The sequence below is a fragment of the Acinetobacter sp. ANC5681 genome, from assembly GCF_023488045.1.
GTDB lineage: Bacteria > Pseudomonadota > Gammaproteobacteria > Pseudomonadales > Moraxellaceae > Acinetobacter.
Genome location: NZ_JAMFKZ010000002.1, coordinates 84050 through 104539, shown reverse-complemented (window position 1 = coordinate 104539; position 20490 = coordinate 84050). Strand labels below are relative to the sequence as shown.

Below are 20490 nucleotides of genomic sequence, written 5' to 3'. Positions count from 1 at the left end.
ATGAAAAGAAGACTCGCTTACAGTATTTTGCTGTGTTTAGGTCTTGCGACAACGTTAACGGCATGCCAAAACGCGCCGACTGTTGTTGATCAGGTTCGTATTGCCCAAAATACAGTAGGCAATAAAGCAGAAAATGCAACTTTGTATTGTTCAGGCGTCGAAAATTGTGAGTTTGAACGAATCAATGATATTGCCGTGATCGATGCCAAATCGCACCGTATTAGCCAACAGGCGATGGAGCGAGGGATTGTACGATTGCATGGTTCGGTTTTTAGTAGAAAACAACAAGTCTACTTAAATGTACCAGCCAAACAATATGAAGTAGTCATTCGCTTTTATCCTATTTCACCAGACCGAGCTGAAACCTTCCATGTGATTCATGCGTTCAAGCCGCATCAAAGCTATACCTTTAAAATGTACCGAGACCGTGCATATCGTTCGGGTAGTTTATTAAATGTTTCTATACCTGAACCCTTATGTGTGGATTTGCAACAAGAACAGCATACGATTCGTCGATTCTGTCGCCCATATGATGTGAGCACAGGTTTGGGTGAATTTGTTGAGAAAAAGATTTAATCGGCTTGCAGTATGAACGCTGCATATATGAAACTGGAAGAATAAATGTCTAAACATATTTTAATTTTAGCAGGCGATGGTATCGGTCCTGAGATTGTTGGTGCAGCTGAGCAAGTACTAACTAAGGTGAATCAAAAATTTAATTTAGGTTTGACATGGGAACATGGTTTGTTGGGTGGTTCTGCGATTGATGCACATGGTGAACCTTACCCAGCTGTCACTAGTGAACAGGCGAAAAAAGCCGATGCAATCTTGTTGGGTGCGGTTGGTGGACCTAAATGGGATACAATTGAGCGTTCAATCCGACCAGAGCGTGGCCTGTTAAAAATCCGCAGCGAATTGAACCTGTTTGCCAACCTGCGTCCTGCGATTCTTTATCCACAATTGGCTGATGCTTCAAGTTTGAAGCCAGAAATCGTTGCAGGTTTGGATATCCTCATTGTTCGTGAATTAACGGGGGGGATCTACTTTGGTCAACCACGTGGTATTCGCGAATTAGAAAATGGCGAAAAACAAGGCTATAACACTGATGTTTATTCAGAAAGTGAAATCAAGCGTATCGCCAAAGTTGCATTCGAGCTAGCAGGCTTGCGCGGTGGCAAAGTATGCTCGGTTGATAAAGCCAATGTATTGGAAGTGACTGAATTGTGGAAGCAAACGGTTACTGATTTACAGCAAGCACAATATTCAAATATTCAACTCTCACATATGTATGTTGACAATGCTGCGATGCAGTTAGTGCGTGCACCAAAGCAGTTTGATGTGATCGTTACAGGTAATTTATTTGGTGATATCTTATCTGACGAAGCAGCAATGTTGACAGGTTCGATCGGCATGTTGCCTTCTGCATCTTTAGATGAAAATGGCAAAGGCATGTATGAGCCATGTCATGGTTCTGCACCAGATATTGCTGGTCAAAATGTTGCTAATCCATTGGCAACTATTCTTTCAGTTGCGATGATGTTACGTTATACCTTCCGTGAAGAAGCTGCAGCAAAAGCAATTGAAGATGCAGTGGGTCAAGTATTAGATCAAGGTTTGCGTACAGCAGATATTATGTCTGAAGGCATGACAAAAGTTGGTACAGATGCTATGGGTGAAGCTGTAGTTTCAGCACTAAACTAAGAATTATAGCCAATAAAAAACGCAGCTTGGGCTGCGTTTTTTTATAACTTAATGTATATGGGCGAACTAACAAGCCTTGCCTTCATGGCGAATAGAGCGAGCAATTTGCTGTTGGTCTAGCTCAAAAATGATGTGACATTTTAAATTGAGATCATAAGTACTATCTGTATTGCCAGCACTTTGAATTGGTATATTTTGAGCACCAAGTTCAGCCGATTGAGCGATAGGAATAGGAATACGAATTGGGCGAATGACAGTGTAAATCAGCTGATTGCTTTGTTTGATTGGTTGGGCGATAGTCTGAAAACCTAGAGGTTTAAATCGAATGGCTGTTGGATTATGGTTGCAGATTGCCCGATAAAAAGTTGTAAATAATCAGGTAGGCTGGTTGGATTTTGGTATGCAGTGGTATATGCTTGTAAAGATAATATGATTAGAAATAACAAATACTTAAATTTTTATTTTGATTAATCCTTATCCTCTCATCTATGTTTATTCAATCCTTAAATGATGTTGGTGTCGAGTTGATTTGTGTGAATTGATAAAAATATACAAACTAGTCTATTTTTAGGCAATATTCAATTGAGTTCAAATGTGCTTACATAGATAGGATATTAAGCGATTGAGAAAACTTGATGCACAAATTTATATTTGGACTGATGTGTGGCGCTTTAGCAACATTCAGTCATGCAGATAATTGTGATAAGGCACGCAATACGTATGATGATATTTATTGCACGAATAAAATTTATGCGAGTGCTGATGCTGATTTAAATAAAAATTACCAGCAATTGCGTCACCAACTCAATGAGACACAACAAAAGATTCTTAAAAAGTCCCAGCTCGCATGGATTCATCATCGAGATGCAGAATGTACTGATGATCAAAAAAATAGCGTAAGCGTGCAATGTAGACTTACGACGACACAAGAGCGTAATCATTGGTTAGAGGAAAGATTACGTGAGTGTCAAACGGTAGGGTGTAAAACAACACGTTTGAGTGAGTAATAAGAATCAAGCATAAAAAAAGCCACAAACAAAATGTGGCTTTTTTGCATTCACGAATCTCTTAGCGCGCGCGATAAGTGATACGACCCTTTGTTAAGTCATAAGGTGTCATTTCTACTTTTACACTGTCACCCGTCAAAATACGGATATAGTGTTTGCGCATTTTACCAGAAATGTGAGCAATAACTTCGTGACCGTTTTCTAAACGTACACGGAACATCGTATTAGGAAGCGTTTCGGTGACAACGCCTTCGAACTCAATGAGTTCCTCTTTATTGGCCATAGCCTACCTGATGATCAAATTGGAAAGGCGCAAATTATAGTCAATTTATTTAAATTTTACAAGGTGAAGCGTAGGTAAACCTTTTAGATCTTTATTCATAAAAACTGTCGGACAATTGACAATCTTTTTTAACAAAAGAAGCAGAATATTGTTGTCAGTTTGGTCAATCAACGTTAATCTAAAATTGTTGTTATTGTTACAAGAACGTATCTACAGGGAAGGGCACTGAGTGGGTCAGTTAACAGATGCATCAGTTGTATTGCGCTTTGGTTATCAGGCAATTCGTAAAGCGGGATTGCCAACTGAAGAGATTCTAACAAAAGCAGGGGTAGCGCTAAATCAAATTGATACCAATGCCAGAACGCCATTAAGTGCGCAAAATGCATTCTGGATAGCTGCACAGGAAGTCAGCAATGATCCTGATATTGGTTTACACTTGGGTGAGCATCTGCCACTTTATCGTGGGCAGGTGATTGAACATCTATTTATCAGTAGTGAAACCTTTGGGGAGGGTCTGAAACGTGCCCTAGCCTATCAGCGTTTGATCAGTGATGCCTTTGATGCCAAACTGGTGATTCAGGATGGACGCTGTTATTTAAGCAATGGCGAACAGTACTGGTCTGACAATCTGGTCAATCGCCATTTTTCTGAATGTGCTATGTCGGGCATCTTACGTTTCTTTAAATTTATTACTGAAGGTCAGTTTCAGCCAATCTACATTGACTTTAACTTCAATGAAGGTGCGGATGATGATGAATATTTTCGGGTGTATGGCTGTCCTGTCAGTTTGGGTCAAAAAGAAACCCGCCTTTATTTTGATGATGCCGTGCTTGATTATCCATTATGGCAAGCTGAACCTGAATTGCTGCAACTGCATGAGCAACTTGCGATTGAGAAGTTGCAGGAACTCGCCCGATATGATTTGGTGGGCGAGGTACGCCGTGCCATTGGTTCAACTTTAGAAAGTGGTGAAACTACGTTAGAAACAGTTGCAGCTCAATTAAGCATCACGCCACGACGCTTAAGAACACAGCTTAGCGAGGCGAATACAAGCTTCCAGCAAATCCTTTCAGATTATCGTTGCCGCCTAGCGAAGAAATTATTGGCGAATACCAATGAAAGTGTAGAAAGAATTGTGTATTTAACAGGTTTTTCTGAACCAAGTACGTTCTATCGTGCATTTAAGCGTTGGACGAATGAAACCCCTGTTGAATATCGTAAGCGTAAACAGCGTTAATTTTTCTAAGAAAAAAGCCTTATCTCTCGATAAGGCTTTTTTTATTCAGGCAGATTTAACCATTGGGGACCTAAAGGCAGCTGTGGTAAATCAAACTCATCAGGATAATAGGACTGAATAAAATATAAACCATCAGGTGGGGCGGTGATGCCTGCAGCCGTACGGTCTTCTGCGGCAAACATGGTATCGATATGATCAATCTCATACATACCTTGTCCGATTTCTAGTAAGCATCCCATGATATTGCGTACCATATGATGTAAAAATCCATCGGCTTGAATATCTAATACTAAATAGCGTCCATGTTCAAATAGACGGCAGTGTTTTACATGACGTATGGGTTGATTGGATTGACAGGCAGCAGCTCGGAAGGTCTCGAAGTTATGCGTTCCCTCAAATTTTGCTGCAGCGACAATCATCTTCGGTACATCTAATTTTTGATAAAGATGAGTGACTTGTTTATACAATAGTGCAGGACGGGTGGGTGCGTTATAGACGACATAACGATAACGTCGTGCAGTGGCTTTGAACCGTGCATGGAAGTTCTCATCCATGCATTTAATCCATTGAATTGAAATATCTTTTGGAAGTTGACTGTTGGTGCCACGAATCCAACCTTGTTCTGGGCGAATAGCTTCGGTGTCGAAATGAGCCACCATATTGGTTGCATGTACACCTGCATCAGTTCGTCCAGCACCATGCAAAATAATGGGCTCATTGGCAATACGGCTTAGTACTTTCTCGATGGTCTCTTGAACAGTTACAACGCCAGGCTGCTGGGTTTGCCAACCACGGTATTGCGTGCCACAAAATTCAATACCGATTGCATAACGTTGCATGTTTTAACCTCAAATATTAATGCTGATGCCAATTCGCGAACCATTGTTCGTGGCTCGGATATTTTAAATAGATTTGCAAGACTTTTGCATATAAATCAGCATGGCTATGGCAATCATTGATTAAAACTTTGGCAGATTGAATCCATGAACTGACGGCATAGCGTTGATCTAGTTGCCCAAAGGTCACTTGGGTGCTGATAATAGGCAGACATTTTTTTTGATACAGTTGCTCAAACAGCATCAGAATTTCGTCATTTACTGCAATATTGCCTGTGCCAAATCCTTGTAGAATCAAGAAATTTGGTGGGTTAAGTAGAATATTTTTTAACTGTAGAATGAGTTGTTCTTTTGCAATCGGTTGCAACATCAAATTTAAAATGCTGAGTTCAGCTGCTTGCTGAATATATTCATTTTGAACAACAAGAGAATCTGCTGTGGTTTGACAACTTTGATCAGCTTTAACACCAACAAAAGCATCCAACTCAGTAGTATGTGCTTTTAAGGTCGTTTGTGCGTGAAAAACTTGTTCATGGAACGCCAGATAAACACCCGTTGGCAAAGAGAGGACTTGCTCTAATGCTAAATATAGGTTGCCTGTGGCATCTGTAAATTCACGGGTATCATTGCCTTCAACATTCAATAATGGGTATTGGCTACCTGTAATGATGGCATGACAAGAATGTCCCAAGAAACGAGCAAGTGTTGCTGCAGCGTAACTTAAAGTATCTGTCCCATGAATAATGACAAAATGTTGAAAACCATTGAGTTGCAATTGCTGGATTTGTTGTACCAACTTTAGCCAATCCGTTGCGGTGCAGGCACTACTGTCTTTGATACTAGGCGCAGCGAAGCATTCGACCTGTAAATGAGGTGGAATGATCTTAGCTAGTAAAGGTAGAAAATCCTGTTCTGGCATCGGCATCAATGGTTCGCCAACGCAACCAAACGTCCCACCCATATAAATTAAAGCGATTTTTTTCATCATAAAAAAAGCAGTCTGAGAGACTGCTTATATTAGACCGATCAAATTCAGGAAGCTATTTTATTCAGTAAACTTTGTGAATGTTGTTGTTGCTCTGCATTAAATGACGGGCTATTTTTTAATAATTCACGTGCAGAATCATAAGCGCCCAATTCAATATATTGCTCAGCAAGTTCTAAATTGAGCTGTGCTTCATCAAGCTGTTGTAAATCAGGAAATGATTGTACAAGAGGGTCATTGATTGCAACAGATGTAGTTTGAAGCGAGGTTTGAACAGGTTCAAGTTCAACAACTGATTCTGTAACTGTTTCTGTAACTTCAACTTGCTTGTTTTCTGTCGGTTCAAAACTAAAATCTAACGTTGGCGCTGCTTCAGTTTTTTGTTCTGTAACTTCTAAGTTTGAAAAATTGAAATCTAATTCAGGCTTTGCTTCTTCAACTACAGGAGAAGTTGCAGGTGCAGCGTCTAAATTGAATGAGAATTCTAAAGGAGCAGGCTCTTTATTCTCTTGTTGCTCGATTGTTGGCGCAGCTTCAGTTGTTTCCTTTTTCTCAAAGGAAAAATTAAAATCTAATGGCTGAACTTCTGGGACTGGTTCAACTGGCTTAGCTTCTTCTGCTGGTGCAGCATATCCAGATTGTAAGTCATCAAATGATTGTGACGTTTTTGATGCCGCTAAAGCGTCAAAATCTGCGTTGTTTTGCTCCTTTGCTAAACTATCTGATGTACTGGTTTGCTGGAAATGGCTTGAGCCTGAATTGAACTCAATTGCATCAGGTTGTTTATTTTTTTCATATTCACGTTGCTTTGCTTCAGCAGCTTCAGCAATATCATCAAGTTTCAAAGCATGAATATGTTTGATCAATTGATCAATTGCAAAATCATCTTTTTGAGCTAAGTGAATATCAAGGAGAAATAAATATAACTCATGTTGGGAGTTATCTTGTTTTAAAATCTGATTGATTTGTGCTTCTGCGCTTTGATAATTGCCACTTTGAATTTGCTGTTCAATTTTCTGGCGTAAAGACTCTGGAATCGCGGTTGCGGCGGCTGGAACAGATTCCTGTTCTTCACGTGCTAATGTCGTACGTGAAGTTTTAGTTGTAGCTGCTTTCTTCGCTGATTTTGCTGTAGCACCTTTTTTAGATGTGGCAGTAGTTTGGTTGTCACTGCGTTTTTTTAAAACGATTGCAACAACTAATACGACGATTAGCAGTACAATTATTATAGTTGACATGATCTATACCCCTTAAAGATAGAGCCGCTTTGTTGCAAATTTATGAGAATCTTCTCGTAACCTAGCGTGTTGGCTTTTTAGTTTCCTGCTGCACTTTCAACTGATCTTGTAACTCTGCAAGCCGAGCATTTAATAGCTGAATACGTTGTTCCTTGTTGCGTAATGCCAATTCTAGCTGTGTTACGTTTCTTTGTAATGTAACGGTTTTTTCTCGTGCTGTCATAACTTTTAATGATAAATCTGCACTGGTTTTTTGCTGTAATGTGTCTTTTTTCGCACTTCCATTGCTTGAATCTTGGTTACTTTCAGCGACCAGTGACATTTCAGCTTGCTGCAGGCGATATTTGGCTTGACCTGATCGAGGATGTGTTGTCTGTGCTGCTATTTGATTTATTGCTGTATTCTGACGAGATGGTGTTATGTTTAGATTGAAATTTAAACGAGACCCTTGTCTTAAACGATTTGCATTGCCACCAATAAAAGCATGCTCATTTTGTGCTTTGATCTGATTCATAACTTTAGCAACAGGCTGTTGTGTTTGTGATGCGATTTGTTGCGCAATACTCCACAAAGATTCATTACGCTGCACGACATGCTGTTGAGCTGAGTTATTAGATGCAGTCATGGAATTGCTATTTGTGGCAGGTGCTTTCTTTTTAGCTTGTTGTGCAGTTTGTGTAGGTTGTTGTTTTTTAAATTTCTCTTGTGGTTCGGCTGGCTTTGTATCGAGTGGTTTTGATTCTTTTTTGATTGGTGTTGGTGGTTGACTCGCAGTTTGAACTGGCTGAGCTGCGACTTGAACAATAGGCTGTTTAGTCATGGTAGGCGTTGGATTTGATTCAACTTTTACTGGTGCAGTCGTATTTATATTATTTGTTTCGATTTTAGGGCTAATTTTTGCAGTTGCAGTGTCCTGATTTTGGCTTGGTATCGGCGTTGTAACAACAGATATTGCTACTGGAGAGCTTTGCTTTGATTGTGAGCTATTTAATACTGGTGGTAAAGCTGAGGAGACATTTAATAAATTTTCTTGCTTTAAATTAAGCTCTTTTACATTTGTTGCAATCGGTGAACTGAAGCGAGTGCTTTCGGGTAAATTGAGCGCAATATCTTTTTCACTGACAATATATTTAGGTGAAAGTATTTTTTCATTCGCAGCTGCTTTAGCGGATATCGCTCTCGAACTTTGTCCTATAGGTTGCTTAATATGCTTTAAATGTGATGCACCACTTTCTTGTATTTTAAGAATAATATTAAGTTCACTGTCTATCATTGGACGTGTAGAAGTGATCACAATCACCCCTTCACCTTGTGAATTGCGACGTGTATAAAAATTTAGGCCACTCGGAGGCTGATGAGCAGCACCCATCATTAAAAGATCTTCAGGTGTTGCTAAGCCTACATCTAATTTTGCGGTAGGATCAGCTTGATGAAAACTCATTTCTGCATAGAGTAATTCACCAGGTGCAGATTGGATTTGCAATGGATCGAGTGTAATCGCATAAAGGTGTTGCGAAGAAATGATGGCTAAAATGGCAACTTTTAATTTGTTATAAACAGTCATCTCGATCCATGAAAAAGTGATGTTTTAGTCAATTCAAAAGTATACATTACCGTGATGTAAATGAATTGTAAAATATTCATGTTTGATAAAAAACAAAAGCCGATCAAATGTGATCGGCTTTTGTTTTTTAAATGTTTTTGCTTAAGCGTTCTTGTATTCAACCAAAATACGAAGCATACGACGTAAAGGTTCAGCAGCACCCCAAAGTAGCTGATCGCCTACTGTAAATGCACCTAAATATTCTTTACCCATATTGAGCTTACGTAAACGACCAACTGGAACTGTTAAAGTACCCGTCACAGCAACAGGAGTAAGGTCAGTCATAGAGGCTTCACGGGTATTTGGAACCACTTTCGCCCATTGGCTTGATTGACGAATCATATCTTCGATTTCATCAAGCGCAACATCTTTTTTCAACTTCAAAGTAATGGCTTGAGAGTGACAACGCATTGCACCAATACGAACACAATGACCATCAATAGGAACAATCTGTTGATTGCCTAAGATCTTGTTGGTTTCAACTTGACCTTTCCATTCCTCTTTTGATTGACCACTTTCAAGCTGTTTATCGATATATGGGATCAATGAACCTGCTAATGGCACACCAAAGTTAGATTTTGGAAAACCTTCGCCACGTTGCAACTCGGCAATTTGACGGTCAATATCAAGAATTGCAGATTTTGGATCATCCAATAACGTTTTAGTATTGTTATATAAATAGCCCATTCCAGTGATCAATTCACGCATGTTTTGCGCGCCCGCACCAGAAGCTGCTTGATAAGTCATCGAAGTTGCCCATTCCACTAAATTATTTTGGAACAGAGAGCCTAAACCCATCAACATTAAAGAAACTGTACAGTTACCGCCAACGAAAGTTTTAGTGCCGTTGACTAAACCATCTTTAATCACGTTTAAATTGACTGGATCAAGTACGATGATCGCATCATCTGCCATACGTAGTGTAGATGCTGCATCAATCCAGTAACCATCCCAACCTTCAGCTTTTAGCTTAGGGAAAATTTCAGATGTATAATCACCACCTTGACAGGTTAAAATGACATCCATTTGCTTCAGACTGTTAATGTCTGACGCATCCATAAGTGCTGGTGCAGTCTTACCACCAAATGAAGGCGCTTCGCCACCTGCATTACTGGTAGAAAAATAGAATGGCTCAATATGAGCAAAATCATTCTCTTCAACCATACGTTGCATAAGGACAGAACCCACCATCCCACGCCAACCGACCAGACCTACTTTCATGTCATTGTGCCTCGGTATTTCAAAAAACTTTTAAGGGGTTTGAGTGTATCAAAAGCGACCACAACTGCAAGCTTTACGTAAATAAAACGATAATTTAATTGAGTGAAATAACTTGTTTGTATTAGATAGAAAATTGATAAAGCCATAACTTTATTGAGAATCTAAGACATCCCCCTCGAGAAAAATGAACATGATATGGATTCAGATTTGTGCAGTATTGGTTATATGGCTTTCGTTTTGGTCATTAATCCCCAGAGATGAGTGGTGGTTTAGAGGTGCAGACTTTCCGCGCTTACAGATTCTGGCACTCGGTCTCTTCGCCTTTTTTGCAATGTTATTTGCCATTCCCAAATGGACCTTGACTACCGAGTTGCTGTTTGTTGGACTGGTCGCAGCAATCGCTTATCAGTTGAAAATGGTTCTTCCATATACCCCGATTTGGAAAAAACAAGTTCAAAAAGTTAAGCCTGAGCAAATCAATGAAAACCAGCAAATCTCATTGCTGGTTGCCAATGTGTTGACGCCAAATGATAAATATCATCTATTGCTTGAGCATATAGACACACTAAAACCTGATGTTGTGCTGACATTAGAGTCAGATTCAAGTTGGCAAAATGCGTTAGTTCACATTGAACAAGATTATCCTTATCGCGTGCCCGTACCTTTAGATAACTTATATGGTATGCATCTATATAGCCGCTTGCCATTGCACGATACAGAAGTGAAATTTATCTTAAGTGATGAAATTCCATCTATACACGCTTCGGTAACATTACGTTCAGGTATCCAAGTACAGTTATATTGTTTACACCCTAAACCACCAAGCCCAACTGAAGCTAAAGATTCAACTTTAAGAGATGCCGAGCTTTTAATTATTGGCGATCGAATAAAAGATTTGGATGAAAGTTGTATTGTCATGGGGGATCTTAATGATGTGGCATGGTCACGCACCACGCGATTATTTCAACGAATCAGTGGTTTGCTAGATCCACGGGTAGGTCGCTATTTCATGAATACTTTTCACGCAGATTATCGACTTTTACGTTGGTCTTTAGACCATATCTTTCATAGTACTGACTTTGGCTTAGTGGAAATGAAACGTTTATCTCATATAGGTTCTGATCATTTTCCAATTTATGTCGTTTTACAGACGGGTCGTATTTTTGAGCAACAGCAGGAAGAACTAGAACAAAGCGCTGAAGATGAACGAGAGGCTCAAGAAGCGATTCGGGATGGTATAGAAAAAGCAGAACAAGAGCACAAGCAAGTTGTTGATGAATTGGCTCAGCCTTATAAGTGATTCAATAGAATGAAATGGCAAATATCGTGATGTAAGCAATATCGTACATTGATTTAAGTCTACGGCGAATAGTCGAGTTTGATCAAAAGATTTATTCTAAATACATCAGCACATGGACGCAGGAATGGATTTCCGTTTAAGGATAGCGACGCTGAGATGGAAAATGCATTATGGATATGATGCATGCTATGGAAGCAAGATAATAACAAAGATCTGAGAGCACAACCTCATTTGCCCGAGTTTTGCAGGATGCGAAACTCGGGTTTTAATTTTCTCTAAATATTAATAAATTATTAATAAATTTTTTCGTAACCTTCTGCTCGGGTTTTGAATCTACGGTGAAACCACATCCATTGAGTTGGGGCGATTCTAAGCTGTGCTTCAATAATCTTGTTCACGCGAACCGCATCAGCCACCTCATCCTCACTTGGCATATTTTCAACCATTGGCTCAATCAGCACCTTATACCGAGGATTGCGGATATCACCATAACGGTAGAAATAAAGTGGTATAGCGACAGATTTGGAAATTTTTAGCAGACGACGATGTGCAGTCACCGTTGCGGCTGGCACACCAAAGAAAGGCGCCATCACCCCTTGCTTTAAACCAAAATCCTGATCGGGACTATACCAGATTGCACCGCCATCCTTGAGCCTGCGAATCAGGCCACGCATATCATCATGGTCAATCTGGTGCTGGTAAATGGTGGCGCGGCAACGATAAATCAGCATATCCAGCATGGGATTGTTTTGTGGACGATAAACCACATCGGGCTCAAAGTATTGAGCACAGATATAACCGCCTGCATCCAGCAGGGTACTATGTGTGCCAAGCAATAAGATACCTTTGCCTTGAGCTTTGGCTGAGTTGATGTGCTCTAGCCCTTCAATACTATGGCGTCCTTTAAACCAATTTGGACAATACCAAGCATTCAATGTTTCAAATACACCCAACATCATGTCGACAAACACTTGTTTTGCTTGTGCTTCAACCTCAACAGGAGACCATTCAGGGAAGCAAACTTCCAGATTTCTGATTGTGGTTTTTCGACGTGATTTGAGCAAGTGCCAGCATAATGAGGCTAAACCATGTGCCAAGCGCCATTGAATTGCCCAAGGTAAGATTGCTAAGAGCATGAGAAAAGTGATGGCGATCCAGATTTTCCAATACTTAGGGAGTAAAAATTCCCATTGAAACTCACCAGGAATATAAGACGATTGTTGGCTCATAAACTAGAAATATGAATGATATTGAATTTTGAAGCAGTGTAACATGAAGTCAGTTTTACGACTTTAAATCTAAAAGATAAAGCACAGCCTTTTTGTGTATAGATAAATAAATATTTTGATCAGGAGACCATGTTGAAACAGATAAGCATACTTAAGGGAGATATTACCCAAAGCGCAGTGGATGCTATCATCAATGCAGCAAATACCTCACTTTTAGGTGGAGGTGGGGTGGATGGTGCAATTCATCGTCGTGGAGGTGCCGCGATTTTGGCAGAGTGTCAAAAAATCCGTGCCAAACAGGGTGGTTGTGCAGTAGGTGAAGCGGTGATAACCACCGCAGGAAATCTACCAGCAAAATATGTGATTCATACTGTTGGACCAACATGGTTCAATGGTGAGAAAAACGAACCAATTTTATTAGAAAATGCTTATCGTAATAGTTTTAAACTCGCTGATCATCTGGGTTTAAAAACAATTGCCTTTCCAAATATTTCAACAGGAATTTATCGGTTTCCTAAACAACTTGCTGCTCAAATCGCGTTTAAAGTGATTAATGACGAGTTAAAACAAAGTCAGTCAGTCCAAGAAGTAATTTTTGTTTGTTTTGATGATGAAAATTTTAATATTTATCAGTCATTAAAAGATGATTTTGAAATCTAAGCATTCATTGGATTTTAATAGAGCATCTATCCATATAACGATAGATGCTCATCATCTGATTAATTGCCTTTCGACATATTTTCTAAGATGTCCCAACGTTCCAATTTCTCAAGCAAAGATTCTTCAATTTCTGCTAAACGTTGACTCGCTAAAGTTGCAGCATTAGCGTCAGAGACAAACCAAGAACCATCTGCAAGTTTTGCTGAAAGTTCGGCTTGTTCTTTTTCTAGCTTTTCCATCTCAGCAGGGAGTTGTTCTAACTCACGCTGATCTTTGTAACTCAGCTTGACCTTCTTTGGTGCTGATGCTGCGGCAGCCGCTGCTTCAGCTTTGGCTTGTGCTTTTTTCACATCACTTTTCTGGTCAACCACTTTTTGGTCAGGACGCTGTTCCAAGTAATCTTGATAGCCACCAATGTACTCATCAATATTGCCCTTACCATCGAATACCCAAGTCGAAGTCACAACATTGTCCATGAAGGCTCGGTCATGCGAGATCAGTAACAAAGTACCTTTGTAGTCAGACAGCATTTCTTCAAGCAACTCAAGTGTCACCATATCCAAGTCATTGGTTGGCTCATCCATCACGATCAAGTTCGATGGTTTGAGTAATAGTTTTGCTAATAGGATACGGTTTCTCTCACCGCCAGACAGTGCTTTGACTGGCGTACGAGCGCGCTCTGGTGAAAATAAAAAATCTTGTAAATAGCTATAGATATGACGGCGGTTACCATTCACATCGACAAAATCAGAACCTTCAGACACGTTGGCCATCACGGTTTTTTCAAGGTCGAGCGCATTGCGTAACTGATCAAAATAGGCAATTTCGAGTTGTGTTCCAGTCTTGACTGAACCGCCGTGTTCGAGTTCACCTAAAATGGCCTTGATTAATGTGGTTTTACCCACACCATTGTCACCGACTAAACCAATGCGATCACCACGTAATACGATTGCTGAGAAGTCTTTAATTAACGGCTGCTCACCATAACTAACGCTTAGGTTCTCAATCTCAAACACCAGCTTACCAGAACGATGAGCTTCTTGTGTCGCCATGCTGACCTTGCCTTGCTGTGAACGACGCGCTTTAGATTGTTCACGTAAGTCTTTTAAGGCACGGACACGGCCTTCGTTACGGGTACGGCGTGCTTTAATCCCTTGACGAATCCACGCTTCTTCTTCTGCTAATTTTTTATCGAATAAAGCATTTTGTTTTTCTTCAGCTTCCATTTGCTGAGCTTTGAGCTCTAAATAGCGTGAATAATTGCCTTCATAACCACGTAAAACACCACGATCGAGTTCAACAATACGTGTTGCAATGCTATCTACGAAAGAACGGTCATGTGAAATAAATAAAAGAGTTAGATTATTTTGATCAAGTAAGAACTTTTCTAACCATTCAATACTTTCAACATCCAGATGGTTTGTCGGTTCGTCCAGTAATAACACATCAGGTTGGGTAAGTAGGGCACGTGCCAAGAGCACACGACGTTTACGTCCACCTGATAGGTCTGCTAAATCTGCATTTGGATCTAGCCCCATTTTACCTAAAATGGTATTTACTTTGTTTTCAAGTGCCCAACCATCGAGCTGATCGAGCTTGTGTTGTAACATGCCCATATGGTCGCAGGCTTCCATATCGCCTAATACACAGGCATCACTGGCTTCATGATAGGCTTTGAGTACGGTTGCAGCTTCTCCTGCGCCATCAGCAACAATATCGGCCACTTTGCCTGAATCCATCGGCACGTCTTGGGCTAACATTGAAACAGTTAAACCATTTTGAATCGAAACTTCACCTGTATCAGGTAATAAACTTCCCTCAATCAGTTTTAATAAAGTAGACTTGCCTTCGCCATTACGACCAATTAAACAGACTCGTTCGCCACGTTCTAGGTTAAAGTTCGCGCCGTCGAGTAGGGCAGGTCCGCCAAATGCGAGATGGACATCCCTTAAAGTAATGTAGGCCATAATGTTTCCTAAGAGTTCAGATGAGGTCTGAAATGACTAAACCACAAAAATTTGATGATCACGCGTCATTGTCCGCACCCATTGAAGATTTGCAAGTCCGAATTGCATTTTTAGACGATTTAGTTGAACAATTAAATCAACAGCTCGCAATTCAGACACAAGAAATTGCAGTTTTGAAGAAACAAATGCAGCTTTTATACCAACGTGTTGAGTCTTCAGACTTGTCAGAAGGAATTGCACCGTTTGATCCAATGAGTAACAAACCACCGCATTATTGATGGTGATAATATTGAATAATAAAGGTGTAGTTTTAAAGTTCGTCATTCATTGAATGAATAATATTTTAAAACTTTAAATTAATAAGCTTAAATTATAATTATATTTCCGAGTTTAACTCTTATTCCGAATACAATTGTAAGGAAAACTTGCCTTTTAACTCAAACTTATGTAACGCTAATAAAAGGAAGTTTTGGGCACCTTTAATGAGTAATGTTGGAATTTGGATAACTGTTGCAATTGTACTATTTGTACTTGGCTCTATTTTTGGTTTACGTGTGAGTCCAAGAGAAAAAGCACTCGGTTTAATGCGCGATCAAGCTCGAAAAATGGGATTACACCCACGACTCATCGTTGCGCCTGAGTGGACGAAAATTCCAATGGCATCTGAAAAACGCGCCAGTATGGTTGCTTATTATAGTGTGCTTATTCCAGATGCTCGCTTAGCACTTATGCGTGCAAGAGTTGTTGATGGCAAGCTTCAGGTTGTGCAGGGCGATCAGAAATTTAATGACTTACCCATTGCATTAAAAGGAGTTTATGCTATTGATATGCAGGCAAACTGTGTGGGACTGTATTGGGATGAAGAAACTGATCTCAGAGCCACTCAGCTTGAAGATATAAAAGTTTATTTACACGAACTAGCACAACGCTAATTTATTGATTGATCATAGGAAAAACGATTCATTATGGCGAATACTCCACGCTCTGCTTCCAAAAGCACAGCAGCTTCTAACTCTGCTGCAACTAAACGTGCCTTAGTGATTGTGGAGTCGCCTGCAAAAGCGAAAACCATTAACAAATATTTAGGTTCACAATTTATAGTGAAGTCATCTGTTGGTCACGTACGTGATTTACCAACAGGCGGGGGAGCAAAAACAACTGAAAAGAAGCCTGCAACCCGTACTAAATTAACTGAAGAACAAAAAGCTGAAAAAGCTCAGTCTGCACTTATTAATCGTATGGGCGTTGATCCCGAGCATGATTGGGTCGCACACTACGAAGTGTTGCCTGGCAAAGAGCATGTTGTTGCTGAACTAAAAAAACTTGCCAAAGATGCTGATGCAATCTATCTCGCAACGGACTTGGATAGAGAAGGAGAAGCGATTGCTTGGCATTTAAGAGAAGTGATAGGTGGTGACGATAGTCGCTATCACCGTGTGGTATTTAACGAAATCACTAAAAATGCGATCCAAGAAGCTTTTAAACAGCCTACTCGTCTTGATTTAAATCGAGTGAATGCTCAGCAAGCACGTCGTTTCCTCGACCGTGTAGTTGGTTTTATGGTATCGCCTTTGCTTTGGGAAAAGATTGCCCGTGGCTTATCTGCAGGTCGTGTTCAGTCTGTTGCTGTAAAACTTGTGGTTGAACGTGAACGTGAAATTCGTGCCTTTGTTCCAGAAGAATATTGGCAAGTGTTTGCTGACACGATGTCTAAAAAAGAAGACATTCGTCTAGAAGCTGTTAAACAAGCTGGCAAGACACTTAAGCTCAAGACTAAAGCTGAAACAGATGCACTATTAAGTGTTTTGAAAGATGCTGAATATAAAGTTGCGTTGCGTGAAGATAAACCGACAAAGGTAAATCCAAGTGCACCTTATATCACTTCAACTTTACAGCAAGCAGCAAGTACGCGTTTAGGTTTCTCTGTTAAGAAAACCATGATGTTAGCGCAACGATTGTATGAAGGTGGTTTTATTACGTATATGCGTACTGACTCCACTTTCTTGAGCGACGATGCAGTGAATATGGTTCGTAACCATATCCAGCAAAACTTTGGTGACAAGTATTTGCCTGCTCAACCAAATCGTTATGGTAATAAAGCAGGGGCACAAGAAGCCCATGAAGCAATTCGTCCATCTGATGTGGCACTCACTGGCGATAAACTTGCAGGTGTAGAGCGTGATGCACAACGTTTGTATGATTTGATTTGGCGTCAATTTGTGGCTTGCCAAATGACACCTGCTGAATATTTGTCTTCAACCTTAACTGTTGAAGCTGCAAATGTTGAATTAAAAGCTAAAGGTCGTACCCTTGTTTTTGATGGTTTTACCAAAGTTCGCGGTGCGAATAAATCTGATGATGATGTATTGTTACCGGCTGTAAAAGTTGGTGAAGTACTCAAATTAGAAAAACTTGATCCAAGTCAACACTTTACTAAGCCACCTGCACGTTTTACTGAAGCATCTTTAGTTAAAGAATTAGAGAAGAAAGGTATTGGTCGACCTTCTACTTATGCAGCGATCATTTCAACCATTCAAGAACGTGGTTATGTGAAACTTGAAAATCGCCGTCTCTTTGCCGAGAAAATGGGCGAAATCGTGACAGATCGTCTCGATGAAAGTTTTAATAATTTGATGAACTATGCCTTTACCGCAGATTTGGAAGGCCAATTAGACCGTGTCGCAATGGGTGAGCGTAACTGGAAAGAGTTACTGGATACCTTCTACGGTGATTTCAAGAAACGTTTGACCAATGCGCAGGGTGAAAGCGGCATGCGCCGTAATCAGCCTGTGGAAGTTGCAGATGTGGCTTGTCCTGAATGTTCACGTCCAATGCAGATTCGTACAGGAACTACAGGTGTATTCTTAGGATGTTCAGGTTATAACCTGCCACCGAAAGAGCGTTGTAAAGGCACACTCAACTTAACACCAGTCGAGTCTTTGGCGGCATTGTCGGATGATGATGGTGCTGAAACAGCAGACCTGATGTCGAAACACCGTTGTCCTAAATGCGGTACAGCAATGGACAGTTATGTGGTCGATGGTGGTCGTAAATTGCATGTCTGTGGTAATAACCCAGATTGTGATGGTTACGAAGTCGAGGAAGGCGAATTCAAGATTAAGGGCTATGATGGTCCAACCATTCCATGTGATAAATGTGATGGTGAAATGCAGTTAAAGACAGGTCGTTTTGGTCCTTACTTTGCCTGTTCAAGCTGTGACAATACCCGTAAAGTATTAAAGAGCGGTCAACCCGCGCCACCGCGTGTTGATCCAATCAAAATGGAACATCTACGTTCAGCCAAACACGATGATTTCTTCGTGTTACGTGATGGTGCGGCAGGTCTGTTCTTAGCAGCCAGCAAATTTCCGAAAATTCGTGAAACGCGTGCACCGAAAGTGGCCGAGCTACGTAGTGTTGCAGATCAACTTGATCCGAAGTATCAGTTCTTGTTAGAAGCACCAGATGTTGATCCTGAAGGTAATCCAACGGTGGTGAAATTCAGCCGTAAGAACCAAGCACAATATGTGGGTTCTGAAACCGCTGAGGGCAAGCAAACCAAGTGGAGTTTGGTTTTCCAAGATGGGAAATGGGTAGAAGCTTAAACATTAAAGTTTAAAAAATGCTAGCGATTGCTGGCATTTTTTATTGAACAAATAAAAAGAAAAATTAATTTTGATTGGGGTGAAATGCATGTGGAAAAATATTCGAGTCGCTTGCTTACTACTGGTGTTGTTGATTGTTGCAGTCAATGCTTATCGTGATCAAAATCAGGATTGGAATCAGCCGATAAATATTCTTTTGCATCCGATCAACGCGGATGGTTTACCCTCTACCCAAAAATATATCCAGCAATTGCAGTTGGATGATTTCTATGAAGTCAAACATTATCTGGAAGAAAATAGCCAGCAATATCGAGGAAAAAGCAGCTATTTTATGGTTCAGATTGGTCGGGAACTAAAAATAGCTCCGCCGAAAACACCTGAACAGCCAAGCATATTCAATAATATTTTATGGAGCTTAAAGTTTCGTTTTTATGCATGGAAACAGCATCAGTCTGTGGATGGCTCGCCAAGCTTAACCCTTTATTTAAATTATTATGATCCTAAACAAACCAGAGAGTTAAAACACTCAACAGCACTGGAACGTGGTCGGATTGGTTCAGTCAATCTATTTGCCTCAGCTAAACAGACACAGCAAAATAATGTAGTGTTAGTGCATGAGTTATTGCACGGTTTTGGCGCGACCGATAAATATAATTTGAACAATGGTGAACCTATTTTCCCGATGGGCTACGCACAGGCAGATAAACAGCCTTTATATCCACAAACCGAAGCGGAAATCATGGGAGGGCGTATTCCACTTTCAGAATACAAAAGTAAAATGCCAAATGATTTAGAACAGACGGTCATAAGTGTACTGACTGCCCAAGAAATCGGCTGGATCAAGTAAATTGTGGATAAGTTTTGACTTATCCATATCTTGTAAAACAACAAGCTCAATAAAAAATTATGGAATAAAACAATGGTTTTTCAACATTTTGTCATAAATTGTCAATATGCCTTATACAGAGTTAGGTCTAAAACACGCTCAATATATACATAGCACATTGATGATAAAGGCGTAAATCATGATGAAAACGGTGGGTAATGATCTGGTTCGCAATCAGCTAAATGCTGATCGTAAATGGTATCTGTTATTGGGTCTTTTATTGGTTATTTTCGGTTTGGTGCTATTGGCTGCTCTACCACTCGCAACATTGTCCGCCGTACTGCTGTTCGGTGTATTAATGATGTTGGGGGGTATTCTGCATTTTGTTGCGGCATTTACGGTGTTTAAGGGCGGTACACGCTGGTTGTGGGCGTTGTTTGGTGTGCTGTATTTGGTAGCAGGTTACTTTGCGTTTACCACACCTGTAATTACCGCTGTTGTGTTGACCAGCTTTTTGGCAGTTGCCTTAATTATTGCGGGGATTATCCGTATCGTAAACGCATTTATCCTGAGACCGATTTCAGGCTGGGGCTGGGTACTCTTCTCGGGCATACTCACCCTGTTAACAGGTGTCCTGATCTTGTCATCACCTGATTCACCGTTCTGGGTATTGGGAATGTTCCTTGCAATTGATATTTTATTTCAGGGAATTAACTATCTAACCTTTGCGAGTGCAATTAAGCAGTTACCCCATAGTTCAACTACCGTCTAACGGGTCAGGCTGAGAGTGAG

Annotated in this window: 19 protein-coding genes and 1 pseudogene; 11 read left to right on the top strand and 9 right to left on the bottom strand. The window is 40.4% G+C overall.

Annotated features, from left to right (window positions below; translation table 11 throughout):
• Both M5121_RS01925 and leuB read left to right on the top strand, forming a co-directional pair.
• Nucleotides 1-576: a hypothetical protein gene (locus M5121_RS01925; RefSeq protein WP_249570139.1), complete on the top strand. Its 576-nt coding sequence runs from the start codon at nt 1-3 to the stop codon at nt 574-576.
• A 45-nt stretch (nt 577-621) separates the two neighbouring features.
• Nucleotides 622-1701 carry a 3-isopropylmalate dehydrogenase gene (gene leuB, locus M5121_RS01920; RefSeq protein WP_005162683.1) on the top strand — a complete coding sequence of 360 codons (1080 nt, stop codon included), beginning with the start codon at nt 622-624 and terminating at the stop codon, nt 1699-1701.
• A gap of 66 nt (nt 1702-1767) precedes the next feature.
• Here the strand turns inward: leuB and M5121_RS15950 are convergent.
• Nucleotides 1768-2147, bottom strand: a pseudogene (locus M5121_RS15950) (hypothetical protein).
• Nucleotides 2148-2336: 189 nt separating this feature from the next.
• Here M5121_RS15950 and M5121_RS01915 point away from each other — a divergent pair.
• A complete protein-coding gene (locus M5121_RS01915) occupies nt 2337-2708 on the top strand; it encodes a lysozyme inhibitor LprI family protein (RefSeq protein WP_004659107.1) in 372 nt (123 codons plus the stop codon).
• Nucleotides 2709-2769: 61 nt separating this feature from the next.
• Here the strand turns inward: M5121_RS01915 and infA are convergent, their stop codons facing one another.
• The gene (gene infA, locus M5121_RS01910; protein ID WP_001284370.1) at nt 2770-2991 is read right to left on the bottom strand and encodes a translation initiation factor IF-1; all 222 of its coding nucleotides are present in this window, start codon (nt 2989-2991) and stop codon (nt 2770-2772) included.
• 229 nt (nt 2992-3220) lie between these two features.
• On the opposite strand from infA, the gene M5121_RS01905 reads away from it, so the two are divergent.
• Complete coding sequence (locus M5121_RS01905; RefSeq protein ID WP_249570138.1) at nt 3221-4228, top strand: AraC family transcriptional regulator; 1008 nt, start codon at nt 3221-3223, stop codon at nt 4226-4228.
• 41 nt (nt 4229-4269) lie between these two features.
• On the opposite strand, the gene truA is transcribed toward M5121_RS01905, so the two are convergent.
• The 5 genes from truA to asd all read right to left on the bottom strand — a co-directional run bounded on the left by truA (nt 4270) and on the right by asd (nt 10111).
• Complete coding sequence (truA, locus tag M5121_RS01900) at nt 4270-5067, bottom strand: tRNA pseudouridine(38-40) synthase TruA (RefSeq protein WP_087542941.1); 798 nt, start codon at nt 5065-5067, stop codon at nt 4270-4272.
• Nucleotides 5068-5083: 16 nt separating this feature from the next.
• Nucleotides 5084-6052: an asparaginase domain-containing protein gene (locus M5121_RS01895; RefSeq protein ID WP_249570137.1), complete on the bottom strand. Its 969-nt coding sequence runs from the start codon at nt 6050-6052 to the stop codon at nt 5084-5086.
• A gap of 44 nt (nt 6053-6096) precedes the next feature.
• Complete coding sequence (fimV, locus tag M5121_RS01890) at nt 6097-7287, bottom strand: T4P machinery localization factor FimV (protein ID WP_249570136.1); 1191 nt, start codon at nt 7285-7287, stop codon at nt 6097-6099.
• A gap of 61 nt (nt 7288-7348) precedes the next feature.
• A complete protein-coding gene (locus M5121_RS01885; RefSeq protein ID WP_249570135.1) occupies nt 7349-8851 on the bottom strand; it encodes a type IV pilus assembly protein FimV in 1503 nt (500 codons plus the stop codon).
• Between the two features lie 141 nt (nt 8852-8992).
• Nucleotides 8993-10111 carry an aspartate-semialdehyde dehydrogenase gene (gene asd, locus M5121_RS01880; RefSeq protein ID WP_004659097.1) on the bottom strand — a complete coding sequence of 373 codons (1119 nt, stop codon included), beginning with the start codon at nt 10109-10111 and terminating at the stop codon, nt 8993-8995.
• 190 nt (nt 10112-10301) lie between these two features.
• Here asd and M5121_RS01875 point away from each other — a divergent pair, with 190 nt between their 5' ends.
• Nucleotides 10302-11411: an endonuclease/exonuclease/phosphatase family protein gene (locus M5121_RS01875; RefSeq protein ID WP_249570214.1), complete on the top strand. Its 1110-nt coding sequence runs from the start codon at nt 10302-10304 to the stop codon at nt 11409-11411.
• A 293-nt stretch (nt 11412-11704) separates the two neighbouring features.
• Here the strand turns inward: M5121_RS01875 and M5121_RS01870 are convergent, their stop codons facing one another.
• Nucleotides 11705-12640, bottom strand: a complete 936-nt coding sequence (locus M5121_RS01870; protein WP_249570134.1) for an LpxL/LpxP family acyltransferase — start codon at nt 12638-12640, stop codon at nt 11705-11707.
• Between the two features lie 129 nt (nt 12641-12769).
• Between M5121_RS01870 and M5121_RS01865 the strand changes: the two genes are divergently transcribed.
• Nucleotides 12770-13300 carry an O-acetyl-ADP-ribose deacetylase gene (locus tag M5121_RS01865; RefSeq protein ID WP_249570133.1) on the top strand — a complete coding sequence of 177 codons (531 nt, stop codon included), beginning with the start codon at nt 12770-12772 and terminating at the stop codon, nt 13298-13300.
• A gap of 59 nt (nt 13301-13359) precedes the next feature.
• Here the strand turns inward: M5121_RS01865 and abc-f are convergent, their stop codons facing one another.
• Complete coding sequence (gene abc-f, locus M5121_RS01860; protein ID WP_249570132.1) at nt 13360-15267, bottom strand: ribosomal protection-like ABC-F family protein; 1908 nt, start codon at nt 15265-15267, stop codon at nt 13360-13362.
• A 32-nt stretch (nt 15268-15299) separates the two neighbouring features.
• Here abc-f and M5121_RS01855 point away from each other — a divergent pair, with 32 nt between their 5' ends.
• The 5 genes from M5121_RS01855 (at nt 15300) to M5121_RS01835 (ending at nt 20470) form a co-directional block, all read left to right on the top strand.
• Nucleotides 15300-15545 (top strand): SlyX family protein, encoded by a 246-nt coding sequence (locus tag M5121_RS01855; RefSeq protein WP_087536336.1) that lies wholly within the window; start codon nt 15300-15302, stop codon nt 15543-15545.
• 204 nt (nt 15546-15749) lie between these two features.
• Nucleotides 15750-16199 (top strand): hypothetical protein, encoded by a 450-nt coding sequence (locus M5121_RS01850; protein WP_004958841.1) that lies wholly within the window; start codon nt 15750-15752, stop codon nt 16197-16199.
• Between the two features lie 33 nt (nt 16200-16232).
• The gene (gene topA, locus M5121_RS01845; RefSeq protein WP_249570131.1) at nt 16233-18872 is read left to right on the top strand and encodes a type I DNA topoisomerase; all 2640 of its coding nucleotides are present in this window, start codon (nt 16233-16235) and stop codon (nt 18870-18872) included.
• Between the two features lie 88 nt (nt 18873-18960).
• Nucleotides 18961-19719 (top strand): hypothetical protein, encoded by a 759-nt coding sequence (locus M5121_RS01840; RefSeq protein ID WP_249570130.1) that lies wholly within the window; start codon nt 18961-18963, stop codon nt 19717-19719.
• A 178-nt stretch (nt 19720-19897) separates the two neighbouring features.
• Entirely contained in the window at nt 19898-20470 is a 573-nt protein-coding gene (locus tag M5121_RS01835; RefSeq protein ID WP_249570129.1) for an HdeD family acid-resistance protein, read from the top strand.
• Nucleotides 20471-20490 lie beyond the last annotated feature (20 nt).